This window comes from Sphingobacterium sp. 40-24 (genome assembly GCF_001899705.1).
In the GTDB taxonomy this organism is placed as follows: Bacteria; Bacteroidota; Bacteroidia; order Sphingobacteriales; family Sphingobacteriaceae; genus Sphingobacterium; species Sphingobacterium multivorum.
The window spans coordinates 283,849-303,195 of sequence record NZ_MKWH01000055.1; the positions used below are offsets into that span (position 1 = coordinate 283,849).

Consider the following 19,347-nt stretch of genomic DNA (forward strand, 5'->3'; position numbering starts at 1 on the left):
AATACTTTTACACTCCCAATTCATTATGATTTATTTGCACTGTAGACGGATGAGTTTACGAATACGGTGACCGGCAAGTATTGAATGATAATCTTGTGCGTAGCTAAATTAATCGCGGATAAACTAATTGTATGTATGGATATGGGATAAATATCTAACGATTTCGTCAGGTATTGCTTAATCTAGAGAGAAACATGGCTGAACAAAACACGAAAACTGCTTTAATAACAGGTATAACAGGACAAGATGGTGCCTATCTAGCAGAATTCCTATTGAAGAAAGGATACAAAGTACACGGTTTAAAACGCCGCAGCTCTTTATTCAATACTGATCGTATTGACCATCTTTATCAAGATCCTCATCTCGACAATCGAAATTTCACATTGCATTTTGGTGATTTGACGGATTCAACCAATTTGATTCGTATTATACAAGAAACACAGCCTGACGAGATTTACAATCTTGCGGCACAATCTCACGTAAAGGTTAGTTTTGATACGCCAGAATATACTGCTAATGCAGATGGTATCGGTACATTGCGGATTCTTGAGGCGGTCAGATTATTGGGAATGATCGAAAAAACCCGTATTTATCAGGCTTCCACTTCCGAATTGTATGGATTGGTGCAAGCGGTTCCACAAAGTGAAACAACACCCTTTTATCCACGAAGTCCGTATGCTGTAGCAAAAATGTACGGTTATTGGATTACTGTAAATTACCGTGAAGCTTATAAGATGTATGCCTGTAATGGTATTTTATTTAATCACGAGAGCCCTGTAAGAGGAGAAACTTTTGTGACACGTAAAATTACCAGGGCTGTGGCAAAAATCGCGCTAGGGCTGCAAGATAAATTATATCTTGGTAATCTGTCCGCACAACGTGACTGGGGGCATGCCAAAGATTATGTAGAAGCAATGTGGTTGATTCTACAACAAGAAACCGCAGAAGATTTTGTGATTGCTACAGGTGTGACAACAACTGTTAGGGATTTTGTTCGCATGGCTTTTGCAGAATTGGGAATTGAAATTGAGTTCAGTGGCAAGGGAGAGCAGGAGAAGGGGGTAATTATCGATATTGACGAGGAACGCTTAGCTCAGTTAAATATTGATAAGTCGCTGATTAAATTCGGTCAGACTGTTGTCAAAGTTGATCCGGCATATTATAGACCAACTGAAGTCGATTTACTTATTGGTGATCCGACAAAAGCAAATACAAAACTTGGATGGACGCCAAAATATGATCTTCAGATGTTGGTAACAGACATGGTACAATCCGATCTTCATCTGATGAGAAAGGAAGAATACTTAAAACAAGGCGGATTTGAAACCTTGAATTATTTTGAATAATTCATAATTGGTAAAAAAAAATAAAACTGGAATAATTTTTGTTTAAACATTCAATAGTATAAATTTATAGATTTATACCTATGAAAATGACAGTATATTATGATAAATTCAGAAGTTGTTTCGAGTAAGAAAGAAGAAGAAAAGAAGAAAGATTCTTCGAAGATTTACTTCTTTATCATTGCGATAGCAGCATTACTTGCAACAAACATATATTTTTATGTCAAGTTTAAGACCAATGGTGAAAAGGTCTATACACTTACAGTAGAAAAAGAAAATCTGCAGGTACAAATCGATCGTATTGAAGCTGAATTGGATAAAATTGATGTAGAAAATGTCCAATTGACGCCAGAGATGACTGTGCAGAAGTATGATTCTAGGGCGGAGATCGCAGTACTTCGTAAAAAGCTTGAAAATAAAAGTATTACTCCAAAAGATATTGATGATGCACAGCACAAGATCAATCAGCTTAAGAAGCAGGTGGATACTTATCGTGTAAATGTGCAACGGCTGATTCAGGAAAATCAAATTTTATCGAAGCAAAACTCCAATTTGAGCGAATCTGTAGTTGAAAAAGAAAAACAAATTACTTCTTTAGTTACATCAAATTCGGACCTGAAAGAGAAAGTTGCAACTGCTTCAGCATTGAAGGTTTCAAGTATCAGTATAAATGGACTTGAAGTCAAAAAGAATGGAAAGGAAGTGGTAGAAGAACGTGCTAAAAAAATCGATAAGTTAAAAATCAACTTTACCGTTGCTGATAATCCGTTAGCTAAAAGTGGAGAACGTGATATATATGTCAGAATTATCGATCCACAGGGAAATCTGGTCGTGCAAGGTGATAATATTTTCTATGTACATGGAGAGAAATTGCAATATACCTTTAAACACAATATTTTATTTACCAACAAAGGTGAAGATTATATCGTCTATTGGGCAGCAGAAGAGGGGTTCTCAAAAGGGGCCTATACGGTTTTGCTATATGAAGATAATGCAATCATGGGACGATCTACGGTTGTGTTACGTTAAAAATAAATGTACTATTAAACAAAAAAGCTCTTTGCATAAATGCAAAGAGCTTTTTTGTTTAATAGTACGCTGTTTGTGTTAGACTGATCCTTGGAACGTCGTAAGAATAGGACTATTCCCATTTATCGTCCAGTTTTATGTAATCAATGTTTGAGATATAAGGAGCCTAACTGAACGCCCTAGTTTTATTTACATTACTTGAATGTGGTAGCCTCTTATTTATGTACTTGGAACGGCTCATCTTATTATTTAGATGCTTTGGGTGCAGTATCCTGTCCGCTTTCTTGGATGTCTGATTACAGTTGATTTAAGATTCTATCTGTTGCAAAGGAAGCAGTATATGAAACGTTGTACCTTCGCCTTCTACAGTCTCAAAATAGATTTGCCCGTTACAGGCTTCAATTGTCTTTTTGACAAGAACTAGTCCTAAACCGTTTCCGGAACTCTTTGTCGTGAAATTAATCTGGAAAATTTTATCCTGCATCTCTTTGGGAATCCCATAACCGTTGTCTTTGATATCTATCTTGACAAATTTGTCTGAGTAGCGTTCAATGGAAATCTCGATCTTCATGTTTTTTCGTCCATAACCGCCCTCAATCGCATTTTTTATCAAATTATTGAAGGTTCTTAATAGCTCATTACCATCTGCTTTAACGATAAGGGTTCTGTGATCCGCATTGTTAATGAGACGAATACTTACATTTGGTGTATTGTTGTACAAGGAAATGGACTTTGTTACTTTCTCTACAATATTGATATTTTCCATTACCGTATTTGGGAATTTTGCAAAATGTGAAAATTCTGAGGCAATATGCGTCAATGCATCGATTTGTTCGATGAATGAAGTGGAGAATTTATTGAAGCGATCCGGAAATTTAGGGTCCTCGTCTTTGTACGATCTGCGGAGTTGCTGAATGCCTAATTTCATTGGTGTCAACGGATTTTTGATTTCATGGGCAATCTGTTGAGCCATCTCACGCCAAGTTGATTCTCGCTCGGTATCTTTGATCTTATTAGCATAGTCCTCCAGCTTTATGATCATAAGATTATATTCTTTGATCAATGTACCTATTTCATCATTTCGTTGCCAAAACAGAGGCTCGTTGGGCTGCCCCAGGCGTAGTTGTGAAATCTTCTTACTGATGATGCTCAATGGATTGGTGACACTGTTGGCCACAAACGTCGCATAAAATCCAAAGCCTATAATAATCAGCGAATAAATGTTCACTATGGTATTTAAAAGAAGATTCTTATTGATATTTTCTTCCTTCTGAAGCGAGAAGTTTGGTATACCTATATAAGCCAGTGTATTATAGTTTTTATCCCTAATGGTGGCGTAGCTGGTCTCAAATTGGAAAGTACCAATACGCTCATCTTCAATCGTCTCCGATTTTTTTAAGATGGAAAGATTTTTCAGTGCAGCCGGATTAATGAAAGTAGAGAAAAGCTCCAGATCGTAGATTCTACGCTGCGAACTGTAAAGTAACCTGCCTGATTTGGAATAAAGATTGAAGTCTTTGGAAATTGTTTCGGATAATGTCTTGAGAATACTAATCAGCTGCGTTTCGGTGGATGTTTCATCTGTGTAGGTCAACATATTTTCCATCCGTTTACCCAGCTCGATAATAAAGCGCTCTTTACTTGCTTTATTGTTATTATAAAGCTGCTTGTTGATACTTATATATGAAATTACCGCTGAAATAAGAATAGCCAGAATTACCGATGAGATGATGGAAGTCTGAATACGTGTAGAGTACTGTATTTTATTTACTATTTTGTAGAACTGATACTTTAAATTACGGAAAGTTAGCTTGGTATTTTTAAGAAAGATATAGAGTGATTTTATGAAATGGAAAAGCATGAAAATCATAAAAAATACCAAGAACAGAAATGAAGTCGTCGCTAGATAATCCCAAAAAGAAGGTTTTTGTTTACTGATAACGTATGTAGAGAATTTATTGGCAACATAAGCCATATGTAGGTATGCATCTCGGTCGAGTACTTGAATATATTCCCCTGGAACACCTTTCAGCCCCCTCAAATTGTTCTCGTAAGTATATTTCCCAAACTGTGTTATTAAGGAGCCGCCTTTATAGAGGGCTATCGAATAATCTCCTTTATTATAATATTGCGAATTGTTAATCCGCATATCGGTAAGGATTTCGGGATAGGGAACCGTATAGCTAAAATCTTTATTGGAAAGATTGACGATAACATTGACAATTCTATTTTGGTCAATGGTGACAGGGATGATGGAGAAGTATTCATGCGTACCTAATTCCGCACTGGAACGGTAAAAGTTCTGCGTGACTTTTATCGACTTGTTGATTACTTTTTCTCGATATTCATTGATCTTATTCTGACTGGCTGGATTGAGCGGAATATTATTCTGATCATAATAATATGCTTTGAACTCATATTTGGAAAGATAGCCACTAAAGTACTTTTTCTTGATGAAATCGTTGATCCCCTCAGTATTGGTATAGGGGAGACTGATATTAAATAGGTGTTTTAATTCTTGATCGTTTGCTAGGCTACTTTCAATATCGGAGAACAATGAAACAGCATTGACATCATCTTCTGATTGTAGGTTACTCAATAAGATCTTCATGTCAATTAAGTTCCGTTCCTGATAGAAACGAGCGTGCGTGATTGCACTTATGATTGCCCAAAGTATCAGTACGGCGATATAATTTGTTAATATATGTCGGTCGAAATACTTCTCGCCAAATGATTTAATCAGGATGATCAGTGCAAGTAACAAATTGACCAGGCTATTTTTCTCAATATAAAAGGAAATGATCAGGATGACAAAAATGACACATGCCAGTTGAATGTTGAGTAGCTGCGTCGGTTTTAACTCTAATTTTTTAAGAAAAAATAGGACAAGATCAATGTAGATGCTCAAGGCCAAAATACCCATGCCAACAATGCCTAAATCTACCCAACTTAGGAAATGTAAATCGACAAGTTTTGTGAAATCAAAATAGATGTTGTTGGAGTGCGTAATCAGGGTACCAGCGATGTCATACAATAGACCGAACGACAGGTATATACTTAGAATAAATCCGATTGCGATAGGAATTCTGAAGAGTCGGATGTTCTTTATCTTGTCGAAATTGAGCTCTTTGCGAATTGAATAGATAAATAGAATCAACCATAACACCAATATGGTGGTGGACATCACGGACCATATATTGGGGAAGAAGCGATTGTAAGCGTAATTGCGCGAATCGAAAATTGAAAATGTCGCGTTTTCGGACAGCAGATTCCATTTAAGATCGGCAAATTTGACGAGGCTAAATACCGATAATAGCAGTAATGCAGACCACCAGGCCCTTCCTGTCTTGGCCATATGTAGGCAGAGACTATTGAAGAAGATCAGTAATGCGATCCAGGCAAGTAGCCAACAGAAGAATTGCAAAATCGTATAGGCATTTTCATGCTCTCCGTCTTTTAGCTTAACAGAGAATAGATAAGACCCTTCATTGCTATAGATATTTTTAATGGTGACCGTGTCTGTATAGGAGGCAATGTCGATATTTCGAGAGTCGAAGAAGTTCCTCCGCAATGAGCTATTTAAATAGGGGTTGTTGTTATTTGTATAGCCTTTTACAATAATATAGGCGAGTATACTGATATTGCCAATTGTTTTTTTTCGAACAACGTAAGAACGGTTATCATCCTGAATAAAATTGGATTTTTCCGGAAATCCCTGATCTGTAATTGGCACAAATAAATGCGTGCTCCACATCTTCGGTTCATGGTCCTTAAAGAGAAATAAATAAACCTTCTCATTGGTTTTGAACTTTTCAAATGCCTGATAAACTGCTATTGGGTACTGATCGTAGTTTTTAAATGTTTTGAGCAGGAGTGAATCATTAAAAATTCGGTCGACTTTTTTCTCTTGTTGAGCGATATAATCATTGAGTGATTTTGTATCAATGTCCAGTATTTCCTTATTGGTAACAGATTCTTTAATGGTGATAGCTGTTCCTATAAAGCATAAAGTCAAGATAAGTAGGAGTAATCGAATTTTTATACCAGAATTCACGTTCGTCAATTTACATTATTGTAAATATAAAAAAAAGTCCTTGCTTTCTTAGGGCAAGGACTTTTATATTATTTTCTGAATAGCCTATTTTAATTGGCTAGAAAGAATCTTCAATCGGTTTCTTAAGCTTTGTTAACGCTATCGAAAACACGAAGGATTTTAATTGCTTATTAAGCGTGCGGTTCTTCTTGTCTGAAGATTTTAGCAGTCAAGTACTCACGGTTTAAGCGAGCAATGTTTGTTAATTTGATTCCTACAGGACATTCTGCTTCGCAAGCACCTGTATTGGTACAGTTACCGAAACCTTCAGCATCCATTTGATCTACCATTGCCTGTGCACGTTCGTAACGCTCAGTTTGGCCTTGAGGTAATAAGGCAAATTGAGATACTTTTGCAGACACAAATAACATTGCAGAAGCATTTTTACATGCTGCAACACAAGCACCACAACCGATACATGTAGCCGATTCAAATGCTTCGTCAGCGATACGTTTAGGAATCGGAATAACATTGGCATCAGGAACACCACCTGTATTAACATTTACATATCCACCAGCTTGTTGAATGCGGTCAAAAGCTGTACGGTCTGTTGCAAGGTCTTTCAATACAGGGAATGCAGCAGCTCTCCAAGGTTCAATCACGATAGTCTGTCCATCGTGGAAGCTACGCATGTGCAATTGACATGTTGTTGTACCTTCTTTAGGACCGTGAGGGCGACCGTTGATGACTAATGAACACATCCCGCAGATACCTTCACGACAGTCGTGATCGAAATATATAGGATCTTCTCCTTTACGAGTCAATTCTTCATTGACAATATCAAGCATCTCTAAGAAAGACATATCATCAGCGATATCGTTTGCCTGATAAGTTACAAATTGACCTTTATCTTTATCATTTTTTTGACGCCAAACTTTCAGCGTTAAATTCATATGTTGTGCCATGATAATTTTCCTTCTTATTTATAACTTCTTTGTGTTAACTGAACGTTCTCGAATACCAAGTCTTCCTTGTGTAATTCCTCAGGTACATTGTCTCCTTTGTATTCCCAAGCAGATACATAGGCGAATTCATCATCGTTACGTTTTGCTTCACCTTCTTCAGTTTGGCTTTCTAAACGGAAGTGACCACCACAAGACTCCGCGCGTTGCAATGCATCGACTACCATTAACTCACCTAATTCTAAGAAGTCAGCTACGCGACCAGCTTTTTCTAAAGAAAGATTTAATTCTTCATTCTCTCCAAGGACTCTAACGTTTGTCCAGAATTCTTTTTTCAACTCTTGGATCAAACCTTGTGCTTTCTGTAAGCCTTCAGCAGTACGAGCCATACCACAGTATTCCCACATGATGAGACCTAGTTTTTTGTGGATATCATCAACCGTTTCAGTACCGTTTAAAGACAACAATTTGTTGATTTTGTCTTCAACTTCCTTACGTGTAGATTCGAATGCCGGATGGTTGTGATCTACTGGTGCGAATGAACCTAATTTAGCTAAGTAATCACCCACAGTGTAAGGAATTACGAAATAACCATCGGCAAGACCTTGCATCAATGCCGAAGCACCTAAGCGGTTTGCGCCGTGGTCAGAGAAGTTACACTCACCCAATGCATACAAACCTGGGATTGTAGTCATCAAGTTGTAATCAACCCATACGCCACCCATTGTATAGTGAACAGCTGGATAGATACGCATTGGTTGTTTGTAAGGGTTCTCGTCCGTGATTTGGTAGTACATGTCAAATAAGTTACCATATTTAGCACGTACAGCATCTTCGCCTAGACGACCGATAGCTTCTTTAAAATCCAAGAATACCGCAAAACCAGTTTTACCAACACCACGACCATCATCAACAGCTTCTTTTGCATTACGAGATGCCACGTCACGTGGTACCAAGTTACCGAATGAAGGATATTTACGCTCCAAGAAATAATCTCTGTCGTCTTCTTTGATGTCATTGGCTTTGATCTCACCTTTACGCAATCTTTCAGCCATTTCTTGAGTTTTAGGAACCCATACACGGCCGTCATTACGTAGAGACTCTGACATCAATGTCAATTTAGATTGGTGATCACCTGTTACCGGGATACAAGTTGGGTGAATTTGCGTATAACAAGGGTTTGCAAAGTAAGCACCACGTTTGTGCGCTCTCCAAGCTGCTGTAACGTTACATCCCATTGCATTTGTCGACAAGAAGAATACGTTACCGTAACCACCAGTACACATCAATACTGCATGTGCAGCATGCGTTTCGATTTTACCTGAAACCAAGTCACGAGTGACGATACCTTTAGCATGACCATCGATCATAACTAAGTCTAACATCTCATGACGCGTATACGATTTTACTTTCCCTTTTTTGATTTGACGGTTTAACGCTGAATAAGCGCCCAACAACAATTGTTGTCCCGTTTGACCACGTGCATAGAACGTACGGCTAACTTGCGCACCACCGAAAGAACGGTTGTCTAATAGACCTCCGTATTCACGCGCAAAAGGAACACCTTGAGCAACACATTGGTCAATGATGTTGACAGATACCTCAGCCAAACGGTAAACGTTTGCCTCACGTGAGCGGTAGTCACCACCTTTGATTGTATCGTAGAATAAACGGAAAACAGAGTCACCGTCATTTTGGTAGCTCTTTGCTGCATTGATACCACCTTGTGCTGCGATAGAGTGCGCACGACGAGGTGAATCTTGATAACAGAATGTAATTACATTATATCCTAATTCAGCTAAAGACGCTGCTGCAGATGCACCAGCAAGACCTGTACCAACAACAATAACGGTAAATTTACGTTTGTTAGCAGGGTTAACCAACTTAAGATTAAATTTATGATTTGACCACTTTTGGGCTAATGGGCCCGCTGGTACTTTTGAATCTAACATATCTCTTAATTTTATATTAATGAATAGAGCTGCTGCTCTATCTTAAAAGATTCTGAATTATTTAAAGAAGAAAAACAATGGCATTAATACAAAGCCAATTGGGATTAAAACTCCAAATACCCAAACACCTATTACTCTGATGATTCCAATATATCTTCTGTGGTTAAAACCTAAAGTTTGGAATGCAGATTGGAAACCATGAATTAAGTGGAATGCCAATGCTGCCATCGCAATAACATACAATGCGACCAATGCAATATTTTGGAATGCAAAGTCAACTTGCTTGTACAAATCTCTCGCTTTTAAGATTTGAACATTGTTTTCTACCGTTTCTTGGTAGTCGTGGAATTCAGAAGCTTGAAGTTCTCTCGCTGTGGTTTGTCCAGTTGCCAAATCAGTACGGTATTCGATGTACGGCACTTCATCATTGTGAAACTTCCACCAAAAATTAGACATGTGCGTAGCTAAGAATACTAAAATGACAGTACCTAAGATACCCATGTTGCGTGAATTCCACTTGCTGTTTGCTTGACCATCATATTTGGCATAACCAATAGGACGAGCGGCCTTGTTTTTCATCGACAATGTAATAGCGTAGATGACGTGAACAATGACCGAAGCATACAATAAGTAAGAAACAACTTTGATTGGTGTAAAGTGAGTCATAAAATAGGCGTACTTGTTGAACGCTAGACCCGCATCATCTTTAAATAATTGCAAGTTACCAACCAAGTGAACAACTAGGAATAAACATAGGAAGATTCCTGTTAAGCTCATGATTAGCTTCTTCCCAATCGAAGAACTGAAAACTGGCTTTGATTTACTCATTATCCTTGTAATTTAATTTGAATTAGGCAAATCTACTATTTGCTATTAAATATGATACCATTTTGACAAGAAAAAGCAATAATTTAGAACGGTTCTAAAGTTTATACAATTAAAAAGTCCGTTTTGAATAAAAACGGACTTTTCAATTGCATATAAACAAGGCTGGACGAACTATAGAATACTGAATAATCTATAGCCTAACCCGATACTCCACATATTGATTTTTGGATTTGCCTGACTCTCGTTATTTACTTTGTTTAAGCCCATTTCGTATCTAACATCGACACGTAAACTTGAAATGTCAGCTCCTACTCCAAATGCCCAAGCTGTACCACTTTTTTTGTAGTTATTGGGATTCAATTGGTCGATGACTTTATCTTGCTTATCATCTACTTTAAACGAAAATATTGGGCCAGTTTGAATTCTCGCGCCAATCGGCCCTAAGCCAAAACGTTTGCCCAATAATACTGGAACATCAACTGTTGTAAATTTAACATCTGTAGATTCCCCATTTTCAGCTTTCACTGTTGTGTTTTTACCTGTTAAGTACACCTCAGGTTGAATATGGAATCCCAAAACACCAACACGTCCATAAAGACCAGCTTGGTAGCCTGCTTTCGTGTCGGAATTGAAATATTTGCCATCGCTTTTAAGTTTGGAGAAGTTCAAACCTCCTTTTACACCCACCTCAAAACCCGGCAAAAGCTGCGCCTGTGCCGTTGCTACGCTACCACAAATCAAAAGTAATGCTGGTAAAATCTTTTTCATAATCTTTTATTTATGTATATATTGTATCTTTAAACAAACTTTTACAGTTCAGTAAAGATATACAAATTTTATACCTAAATCTGAGTTATGCTGAAAATTAACGAAGAACAGTGGCAAGTAGCCAAAGAAAAACTCCGTCGCAAGTACAACCACTTAAGTGATGAAGATTTAGCTTTTAAAGCTGGAGAGGAGGATAAACTGATTGATCGATTGTCTTCTCGTTTGGGCCGTAAACCTTCCTATGTTTTATTTACGATAGGTAAAGAGATCCAGGATATTAGTAGCAACCGATTATGAGTGATGCCATTAGTTGGACCGATTTTGAGAAAGTGGATTTACGGGTAGGAACTATTTTAGAAGTAAAGGACTTTCCGAAAGCTAAAAAGCCAGCCTATCAATTGAAACTTGATTTTGGAGATGAAATTGGTATTTTACAAAGTAGTGCCCAGATTACAGTACACTATAACAAAGAAGAGTTGATTGGAAAGCAAGTGGTCGCAGTTGTGAACTTTCCCAAAAAGCAGATCGCTAATTTCTTTTCGGAGTGTCTCGTGACCGGATTTGCCGACGAAAATGGCGATATTATTTTGACATCCGTCGACAAAAAATTACCAAATGGATCTAAACTTAGTTAAGTTTGTACCATGACATTTATAGATTTTGAAGGAACACAACTCATCGATAGTGACGAGTCGTTCATGCGTATGGCATTGAACGAAGCTAAGGTTGCATACGAAGAGGGGGAGGTACCTATTGGAGCAGTTATTGTTCATCGAGGACGTGTTATAGGGAAAGGTCATAATTTGACGCAGCGATTGAATGATGTGACAGCTCATGCTGAAATGCAGGCTTTTACAGCAGCTGCTAATTACCTTGGAGGCAAATACCTGGATGAATGTACATTATACGTTACCATAGAACCTTGTATTATGTGTGCCGGAGCGGCCTATTGGACACATATTGGTAAAATAGTCTATGGCGCCAAAGATGAAAAGCGTGGCTATTCTCATTTTCACGATAAAATATTACATCCCAAAACAGTCATTACACATGGTATTTTGCAGGAAGAATGTGCTGATTTGGTAAAATCATTTTTTCGTCAAAAACGGTAAGGAAATAATGGATTTATTGTAACACATAAAAACATAACCGTGTATATTGTGTTATATTTGTATGTATAAACGAAGTAATAAACATTTAAATTAAAATAGATATGGCATTTGAATTAGAAGCGTTACCATACGCAGCCGACGCATTGGAACCACATATTGACAAAACTACAATGGAAATCCACCATGACAGACACCATCAGGCATATGTGGATAACTTAAATAAAGCAATCGCAGGTACAGACGCTGAGAACTTATCGTTATTGGAGATCATTAAAAATGTAAGTAAATATTCTGCAGCAGTACGTAACAACGGTGGTGGTCATTACAATCACTCTTTGTTTTGGAAAGTTTTAGGCCCAAATGCTGGTGGAGCTCCAACAGGTGAATTAGCCGAAGCAATCAATGCAACATTTGGTTCATTTGATGAGTTGAAAAAGCAACTTCAAGCAGCTGGTGCAACTCGTTTTGGTTCAGGATGGGCGTGGTTAATCGTTGGTGCTGATGGTAAATTAGCCGTAACTTCTACACCAAACCAAGACAATCCTTTGATGGATGTTGCTGAAGTAAAAGGAAATCCTATTTTAGGTATCGATGTTTGGGAGCACGCTTATTACTTGAAATTCCAAAATAAGCGTCCGGCGTATTTAGAAGAAATTTTTAATGTTATCAATTGGGATGCCGTAGCACAAAACTATGCTGCAGCAAAATAATTGAACATTTGATAGAACCATAGAAAAGCGACAATACTAATTTATTGTCGCTTTTCTATTTTATAAACAAAACCTCAGTTGTATTTGTTTATAAGACCATAGTAGAACACTACAGTATAATAGTTTACTCCACGATCATACCCGCTACTGATGAAAAATATTTTAATGCTATTAGCAGCACTTTTTATTTTAGGCTCCTGCCAGGGACAGCAGGCAAAAAAAACTGATTTCTCGAAGTTACCGGCAAAAAATACGGCAAGTTTGGATACAGCGACATTTGCGGCAGGTTGTTTTTGGTGTACTGAGGCACAATTCAAAGAGTTAAAGGGGGTTGTACATGTTGTTTCAGGATATACTGGCGGATGGGTAGCAAATCCAAGTTATACGCAGGTTTGTACAGGGAGCACAGGGCATGCGGAAGCAACCAATATTATTTTTGATCCAAAAGTGATCAGCTACGACAAACTATTGGAGGCCTTCTTTGTCGCACATGATCCAACAGAGCTCAATCGCCAGGGGAATGATATCGGCACCCAATATCGCTCGGCTATTTTTGTGCACGATAAAGAGCAGCTTGACAAGACGCAGTATTATCTTTCGGCGTTAGAAAAAGAGCATGTTTTCAATAAACCTATTGTAACCGAAGTAGTTCCGGCAACAGTCTTTTATCCTGCAGAAGACTATCATCAAGATTATTACAGATTAAATGGGAAAGAACCATACTGCCAATTGGTGATTAAACCGAAATTGGAAAAATTTAAACGTATCTTTTCCAAGGTGCTCAAAGAGGGACAGTAACTTTGGGTATTCATAAAATTTGAGGTAATTTTACTTCTATTAACGCTATTTAGTATCATGCTAACAAGTTGAAACCATGGTTTCTCATGCAAATAATGGAACGAACAAACTTGATAGCTTCATGATTCATTGATAGCATTTTTTGGATGAATAATTAATAATTGTAATATGTCTAAAGGATTTTTTACAGTTCCTGTTCCTACCAATGAACCGGTGTATACTTACGCTGTCGGAACGAAAGAACGTAAATTGTTGAAAGCAGCAATTGATGAGGCACGTTCGAAACAAATCGATATCCCAATGTATATTGGTGGTAAAGAAATCACTACTTCTAAAAAAGTAAACCTAGCTCCTCCACATGACCACCAACATATTTTAGGTCAATACAATCAAGGCGATAAATCTCACGTAACAGATGCAATCAATGCTGCTTTGGCGGCAAAAAAGGATTGGGAAAATCTTACTTGGGAGGATCGTGCTGCAATCTTTTTAAAAGCTGCTGAATTAATTTCGGGAAAATACCGTTATGAGTTGAATGCTGCTACAATGTTGGGGCAATCGAAGAACCCCTATCAGGCAGAAATTGATTCGGCATGTGAGATTGTGGATTTCTTGCGTTTCAATGTACAGTACATGAGCGAAATCTATAAGCAACAACCTCCTATATCAGGTAAAGGTGTTTGGAACCGTGTAGAACAACGTCCTCTTGAAGGTTTTGTATTTGCATTGACTCCATTTAATTTTACAGCTATTGCGGGTAATTTACCGTCGTGTGTTGCAATGATGGGTAATGTTGTTGTATGGAAACCATCCAATACCCAAATCTATTCAGCAAATGTATTGATGAAAATTTTCCGTGAAGCTGGTCTTCCGGATGGTGTAATCAACTTGGTGTATGTTTCAGGTCCTGATGCAGGTGATGTGATTTTCCAACACCCAGATTTCGCAGGTATCCATTTCACTGGCTCAACAGGAGTATTCCAAGACATTTGGAAAACGATCGGTAACAATATCCACCGTTATAAAACATATCCACGTATTGTTGGTGAGACTGGTGGTAAGGATTTTATCGTTGTACACCCTTCGGCTGATTTGAAGGTTGCGAATACAGCTTTAGTTCGTGGTGCTTTTGAATACCAAGGCCAGAAATGTTCTGCTGCCTCACGTGCATATATTCCTAAATCATTGTGGCCAGCATTGAAAGAATCTATGACGAATGACGTAAAATCTTTTACAATCGGCGGAACAGAGGATTTCACGAACTTTTTCAATGCTGTCATTGATGAGAAGTCGTTTGATAAATTAGCGAAGTATATCGACAGAGCTAAAGAATCTAATGAAGCAGAAATTGTAGTTGGTGGTACATACGATAAATCTAAAGGATATTTCATCCATCCAACAATCATTGAGGCTTCAAAACCAGATTACGAGACCATGGTTGAGGAATTGTTCGGACCTGTGCTGACGGTATATGTTTACGAGGATGCTGAGTTTGAAGAAACGTTAGCTATTGTTGATACAACATCTATTTATGCCTTGACAGGATCAATCATTGCGCAAGATCGTTATGCCATTAATTTAGCAACAGATAAATTGAGACATGCTGCGGGTAACTTCTATGTGAATGATAAGTGTACAGGTGCTGTCGTAGGTCAACAACCGTTTGGTGGTGCTAGAGGTTCGGGTACAAACGACAAAGCAGGATCAATGATCAATTTGCTTCGTTGGGTATCTCCTCGTACAATTAAAGAGACGTTTAATCCAGATACAGATTATAGATATCCTTTCTTGGAAAAGGGAGAATAAAGAAGCTAGCAAACAGCTTTGTTAAAATAGAAAAAGGCGCTTATAAAGCGCCTTTTTCTATTTTTTAAATAATCCCAATTCTGTTCCGTCGTCTCTAGTCATCCGAATATTCAATGACTTGTTGTTCCCGGCCACATCGATGATGGTTCTTTTCCCCGCTTTTGGACCACCACCTATAAAGACAGGGTAATTGTGGTCTTTATCTGCTGAATAGTATCCATATTGATGGGTGTGGCCCGAGATCATGGCATCAATTTTATATTTCTGAAACAAGGGATGGAAACATGCTCTGTTATCCAGGGTGCCATGCCAGTCGTCCGAATGAAAAATTGGAATATGGCTAATGACAACAGTATGTTGAGCACGCTTTCTTTCTTTGGATTGGAGGACCTGTTCCAGCCATTGAGCCTGTTCTTTTCTGTAGTTATCGTAATCGACTGTTCCGGCGTATACCTCATGATTGTCAGGCTTGTCTTCGCCACTGTCTAGCATGATCCAAAAAATAGGCCCTCTTTTAAAGGCTTGGTAATACTTGTTGTCCGGATAACCAAAATATCGTTTGAAATTACGTGCGAAAGATCCCCTTGTCTCATGGTTTCCTCGATTCATGATGAATGGTTTGCTTGTCGCAAAAAATTCAATTGGCTTTAGCAATTTCTCTGTGATATCTTGCTGATTGGTGACATAATGAAATGAGTCTCCATTCATCACAAAGAAATCGTAAGGCGCGATATCCTGATTTGGGATAAGGTCATGATAACTGCTCTTTTCCTCATGTACATCGTTATATACAAGACAGCGAATCTGCTCTTGATCGCTTTTGGCTAATTTAGCCTCAAAAATAGGTGTTTCTATTTCTTGGCCATATACAATTTTATAAGGATCGAATTTTTGGACTTCCTTCGCCTTGATGCGATAGCGAAATGAGCGCGGCGCGTCCTCAATTGTAAAATGAAAAAAGTCAGTATTGGCGTTGATCATCCCATCTTCGGATTGGTAGATTTTTTTATGGACATTTCCTGCGTTATCGAGAATCTCGAGCCAAGCAAAAGCCTCTTTGCTCAAAATTGTAAAAATACTGACGCCTGTTTCCGTTTGATTCTGTAGATAGGCAGGTACGAGAAAACTGAACTCGCCTTCTGCCTCATTTGCTTCTTTTTCTTGCGCGACGCTTATATTCGGTAATGTAATCCCAGCCAGCGCCAGGACTTCTAAAAATCTTCTTCTGTTAAAATTCATATTTAAAGGTCACAAGTGGTTATTTAATATTTATCTCGACATATAATGGACGATGATCACTAGCGTATTTCTCGTCCAAAATTCGATGGTTAGAAAACCTTGCGGCAACTGTTTTATTGATCATGATATAATCAATTTCAGTAGTGGGTTTATCTTGAGGAAACGTAAATCCATTGGCAATACTGCTTTTTGTGAATATTTTGCTAAGTTCAATAATCGCTGGATCATTGGGCTCGGAGTTCAAATCACCGACAAGGATGGTGGGTAACTTTTCGTTTTTGAAGCGATTGGTGATGAATTTTGCCTGTTCGATTTTGTTTTTGTCTTTCAGGTCAAGGTGTGTATTCGCAAATAAGAGTTTCTTTTTGTGAATAGTGACTTCGATTACAGATAAACTACGTGTTTCGCTTTCCACAGGTGAGGGTAGAAGGTGTTTTTCTACACGTTCAATCGGATTTTTTGACAATATGGCGGTGCCATATTCACCTTTATCCAAGTCTATTCCTTTGGAAAATATATAGTGCATGCCTGTTAATTCGGCTAATTTCTTGGCTTGATTTTCAAAATATGATCTACCGAGATTAACATCGATTTCCTGAAGACCTACAATGTCAGCTTTGGAATTTTTAATAATCTTGGCAACCGTGTCAAGATTGATAATAGATTCTTTTTCAGTGGGTGGGTTTCCATGATGGATATTGAACGAGAGTACGCGTATTGTTTGTGCATGTAGATGGAATACTGAGCTTAGCAGTATTAGAAGGAATAGAATTAGTTTACGATTCATTGTTTATATTAAGTTTAGCATTTGGATGTCAGGCGTTTTTAATTCGCCTTTCTAAAATTAATAAAATCTATGAGTACAAATTGAAAACTTTGGACATGTAACAAAATAATCATCTAAGCACTTGAACTTTCGCAAAAAAATAGCCATCCTAAACAGGATGGCTACCTACATTATACTAATTTTTACAGGAACTAGTCTTCGTTTTCCTCGGTGTTAAGCATTGGATCTTCTCCTGTCACTTCAGCGCGGATTTTAGCTTCAAGTTCGTCCATTAAATCTGGATTGTCGAATAATAAGGCTTTAACAGCGTCTCGACCTTGTCCTAATTTGGTCTCACCATAGCTAAACCAGGAGCCTGCTTTTTTAATAATACCATATTCAACACCTAGATCAATGATTTCACCTACTTTAGAGATACCTTCACCAAAGATGATATCAAATTCCGCTATGCGGAACGGAGGGGCTACTTTATTTTTTACAATCTTCACTTTTACGCGGTTACCCGATACTTCATCAGAATCTTTGATTTGTGATGTACGACGGATATCTAAACGTACAGAAGCGTAAAATTTTAAGGCATTACCACCAGTTGTTGTTTCTGGGTTACCAAACATGACACCAATTTTTTCACGCAATTGGTTGATGAAAATACAACAACAGTTTGTTTTTGAAATTGTACCTGTTAACTTACGTAAAGCCTGAGACATCAAACGAGCTTGAAGCCCCATTTTAGAATCGCCCATTTCGCCTTCGATCTCGCCTTTTGGTACCAAAGCCGCAACGGAGTCAATGACAATAACGTCGATTGCACCAGAACGGATTAGGTTATCAGCAATTTCTAAACCTTGCTCACCATTATCCGGTTGAGAAATCAATAAATTTTCTACATCTACGCCTAATTTTTGAGCGTAATATTTATCAAAAGCATGTTCAGCATCAATGATTGCTGCAATACCGCCTTTTTTTTGTGCCTCTGCAACAATGTGAGTTGCTAAGGTAGTTTTACCCGAAGATTCAGGTCCGTATATTTCAATGATACGGCCTTTTGGTACACCGCCAATGCCTAAGGCGATATCCAAGCCTAGAGATCCTGTAGAAATAGCTTCGATCGGCTCAACAGCAGTATCCCCTAACTTCATAATTGAACCTTTTCCAAAGTTCTTCTCCAATTTATCTAACGTCAGCTGTAAAGCCTTTAGTTTATCTGTGTTGCTCATATTTTTAGTATATATTTCTCAAAATTAAAAATTAAAAATCATAAACCAAATATTTTCACTAAAAAAATTAGCTTTTTGTTTCTGATATAGCTGAAACACTTTTTATATGGTGATTTTTTTCAAAGTATTTGCACATATAAGTAATAGGGCATTTCTCACACATTGGTTTTCGGGCCAGACATATGTAACGTCCGTGTAAGATCAGCCAATGATGAGCAATGGCAATTGTATCTTTGGGTAGATTTTTTACCAACTGTTTTTCTACAGCCAATGGCGTTGTCGCACGATAGGTTAGCCCAAGACGATTTGCAACACGAAAAACATGGGTATCTACGGCCATAGCCGGATTATGATAAACAACAGATGAAATGACATTAGCAGTTTTTCGACCTACACCCGGAAGTTTCACAAGATCCTCAATTTTTTCGGGTACAATGTTGTTGAACTTTTCAATCAGTAGTTGAGCCATTCCAACAAGGTGTTTGGCCTTGTTATTTGGATAGCTTACGGATCGTATATAGCTAAACACCTCGTCTACACTAGAAGCTGCCAAACTGTGTGCATCAGGGTAGCGTTCAAACAATTTGGGCGTGACTTGGTTGATCCTTTTATCTGTACACTGTGCAGATAAAATAACAGCGACCAGTAATTCAAACGGATTACTATAGTTGAGTTCTGTCTGTGCGTCAGGACTATTTTTGGAGAAATAATCTACGAAAGCCTTGTATCGTTCTTGTTTTAACATCGGTTCAAAACTAGCCAA

Annotated in this window: 17 protein-coding genes; 8 read left to right on the forward strand and 9 right to left on the reverse strand. The window is 38.0% G+C overall.

What is annotated here, in order from left to right:
• Positions 1–194: 194 nt before the first annotated feature.
• Positions 195–1,346, forward strand: coding sequence for a GDP-mannose 4,6-dehydratase (gmd, locus tag BGP15_RS20600; protein ID WP_046674906.1), 1,152 nt, complete (start codon positions 195–197; stop codon positions 1,344–1,346).
• Between the two features lie 99 nt (positions 1,347–1,445).
• Positions 1,446–2,372, forward strand: a complete 927-nt coding sequence (locus BGP15_RS20605) for a DUF8428 domain-containing protein (RefSeq protein WP_286770649.1) — start codon at positions 1,446–1,448, stop codon at positions 2,370–2,372.
• Between the two features lie 307 nt (positions 2,373–2,679).
• On the opposite strand, the gene BGP15_RS20610 is transcribed toward BGP15_RS20605, so the two are convergent.
• From BGP15_RS20610 to BGP15_RS20630, 5 genes are all read right to left on the reverse strand, one after another.
• Positions 2,680–6,426 (reverse strand): HAMP domain-containing sensor histidine kinase, encoded by a 3,747-nt coding sequence (locus BGP15_RS20610; RefSeq protein ID WP_083295801.1) that lies wholly within the window; start codon positions 6,424–6,426, stop codon positions 2,680–2,682.
• Between the two features lie 170 nt (positions 6,427–6,596).
• The gene (locus BGP15_RS20615) at positions 6,597–7,370 is read right to left on the reverse strand and encodes a succinate dehydrogenase/fumarate reductase iron-sulfur subunit (protein WP_175441957.1); all 774 of its coding nucleotides are present in this window, start codon (positions 7,368–7,370) and stop codon (positions 6,597–6,599) included.
• A 14-nt stretch (positions 7,371–7,384) separates the two neighbouring features.
• A complete protein-coding gene (locus tag BGP15_RS20620) occupies positions 7,385–9,319 on the reverse strand; it encodes a fumarate reductase/succinate dehydrogenase flavoprotein subunit (protein ID WP_070561950.1) in 1,935 nt (644 codons plus the stop codon).
• A 57-nt stretch (positions 9,320–9,376) separates the two neighbouring features.
• Positions 9,377–10,147, reverse strand: coding sequence for a succinate dehydrogenase cytochrome b subunit (locus BGP15_RS20625; protein WP_112373907.1), 771 nt, complete (start codon positions 10,145–10,147; stop codon positions 9,377–9,379).
• 171 nt (positions 10,148–10,318) lie between these two features.
• Positions 10,319–10,915, reverse strand: a complete 597-nt coding sequence (locus tag BGP15_RS20630; RefSeq protein WP_046674910.1) for a porin family protein — start codon at positions 10,913–10,915, stop codon at positions 10,319–10,321.
• Between the two features lie 87 nt (positions 10,916–11,002).
• Here BGP15_RS20630 and BGP15_RS20635 point away from each other — a divergent pair, with 87 nt between their 5' ends.
• From BGP15_RS20635 to pruA, 6 genes are all read left to right on the forward strand, one after another.
• Positions 11,003–11,212 carry a hypothetical protein gene (locus tag BGP15_RS20635; protein ID WP_112373906.1) on the forward strand — a complete coding sequence of 70 codons (210 nt, stop codon included), beginning with the start codon at positions 11,003–11,005 and terminating at the stop codon, positions 11,210–11,212.
• Positions 11,209–11,550 (forward strand): tRNA-binding protein, encoded by a 342-nt coding sequence (locus tag BGP15_RS20640; RefSeq protein ID WP_112373905.1) that lies wholly within the window; start codon positions 11,209–11,211, stop codon positions 11,548–11,550. The genes BGP15_RS20635 and BGP15_RS20640 overlap by 4 nt, the downstream gene beginning before the upstream one ends.
• Positions 11,551–11,559: 9 nt before the next feature.
• Complete coding sequence (locus BGP15_RS20645; protein ID WP_286754821.1) at positions 11,560–12,027, forward strand: nucleoside deaminase; 468 nt, start codon at positions 11,560–11,562, stop codon at positions 12,025–12,027.
• A gap of 101 nt (positions 12,028–12,128) precedes the next feature.
• A complete protein-coding gene (locus tag BGP15_RS20650; protein ID WP_286770650.1) occupies positions 12,129–12,737 on the forward strand; it encodes a superoxide dismutase in 609 nt (202 codons plus the stop codon).
• A gap of 150 nt (positions 12,738–12,887) precedes the next feature.
• Positions 12,888–13,535, forward strand: coding sequence for a peptide-methionine (S)-S-oxide reductase MsrA (gene msrA / locus BGP15_RS20655; protein ID WP_070561964.1), 648 nt, complete (start codon positions 12,888–12,890; stop codon positions 13,533–13,535).
• A gap of 168 nt (positions 13,536–13,703) precedes the next feature.
• Entirely contained in the window at positions 13,704–15,341 is a 1,638-nt protein-coding gene (pruA, locus tag BGP15_RS20660; RefSeq protein ID WP_046674916.1) for an L-glutamate gamma-semialdehyde dehydrogenase, read from the forward strand.
• Between the two features lie 57 nt (positions 15,342–15,398).
• On the opposite strand, the gene BGP15_RS20665 is transcribed toward pruA, so the two are convergent.
• From BGP15_RS20665 to nth, 4 genes are all read right to left on the reverse strand, one after another.
• Positions 15,399–16,580, reverse strand: a complete 1,182-nt coding sequence (locus tag BGP15_RS20665; RefSeq protein WP_286770651.1) for a metallophosphoesterase family protein — start codon at positions 16,578–16,580, stop codon at positions 15,399–15,401.
• Positions 16,581–16,599: 19 nt separating this feature from the next.
• Positions 16,600–17,367, reverse strand: coding sequence for an endonuclease/exonuclease/phosphatase family protein (locus BGP15_RS20670; protein WP_286710089.1), 768 nt, complete (start codon positions 17,365–17,367; stop codon positions 16,600–16,602).
• A gap of 191 nt (positions 17,368–17,558) precedes the next feature.
• Entirely contained in the window at positions 17,559–18,584 is a 1,026-nt protein-coding gene (recA, locus tag BGP15_RS20675) for a recombinase RecA (RefSeq protein ID WP_070561972.1), read from the reverse strand.
• 67 nt (positions 18,585–18,651) lie between these two features.
• The gene (nth, locus tag BGP15_RS20680; RefSeq protein WP_070562044.1) at positions 18,652–19,329 is read right to left on the reverse strand and encodes an endonuclease III; all 678 of its coding nucleotides are present in this window, start codon (positions 19,327–19,329) and stop codon (positions 18,652–18,654) included.
• Between the last annotated feature and the right edge of the window lie 18 nt (positions 19,330–19,347).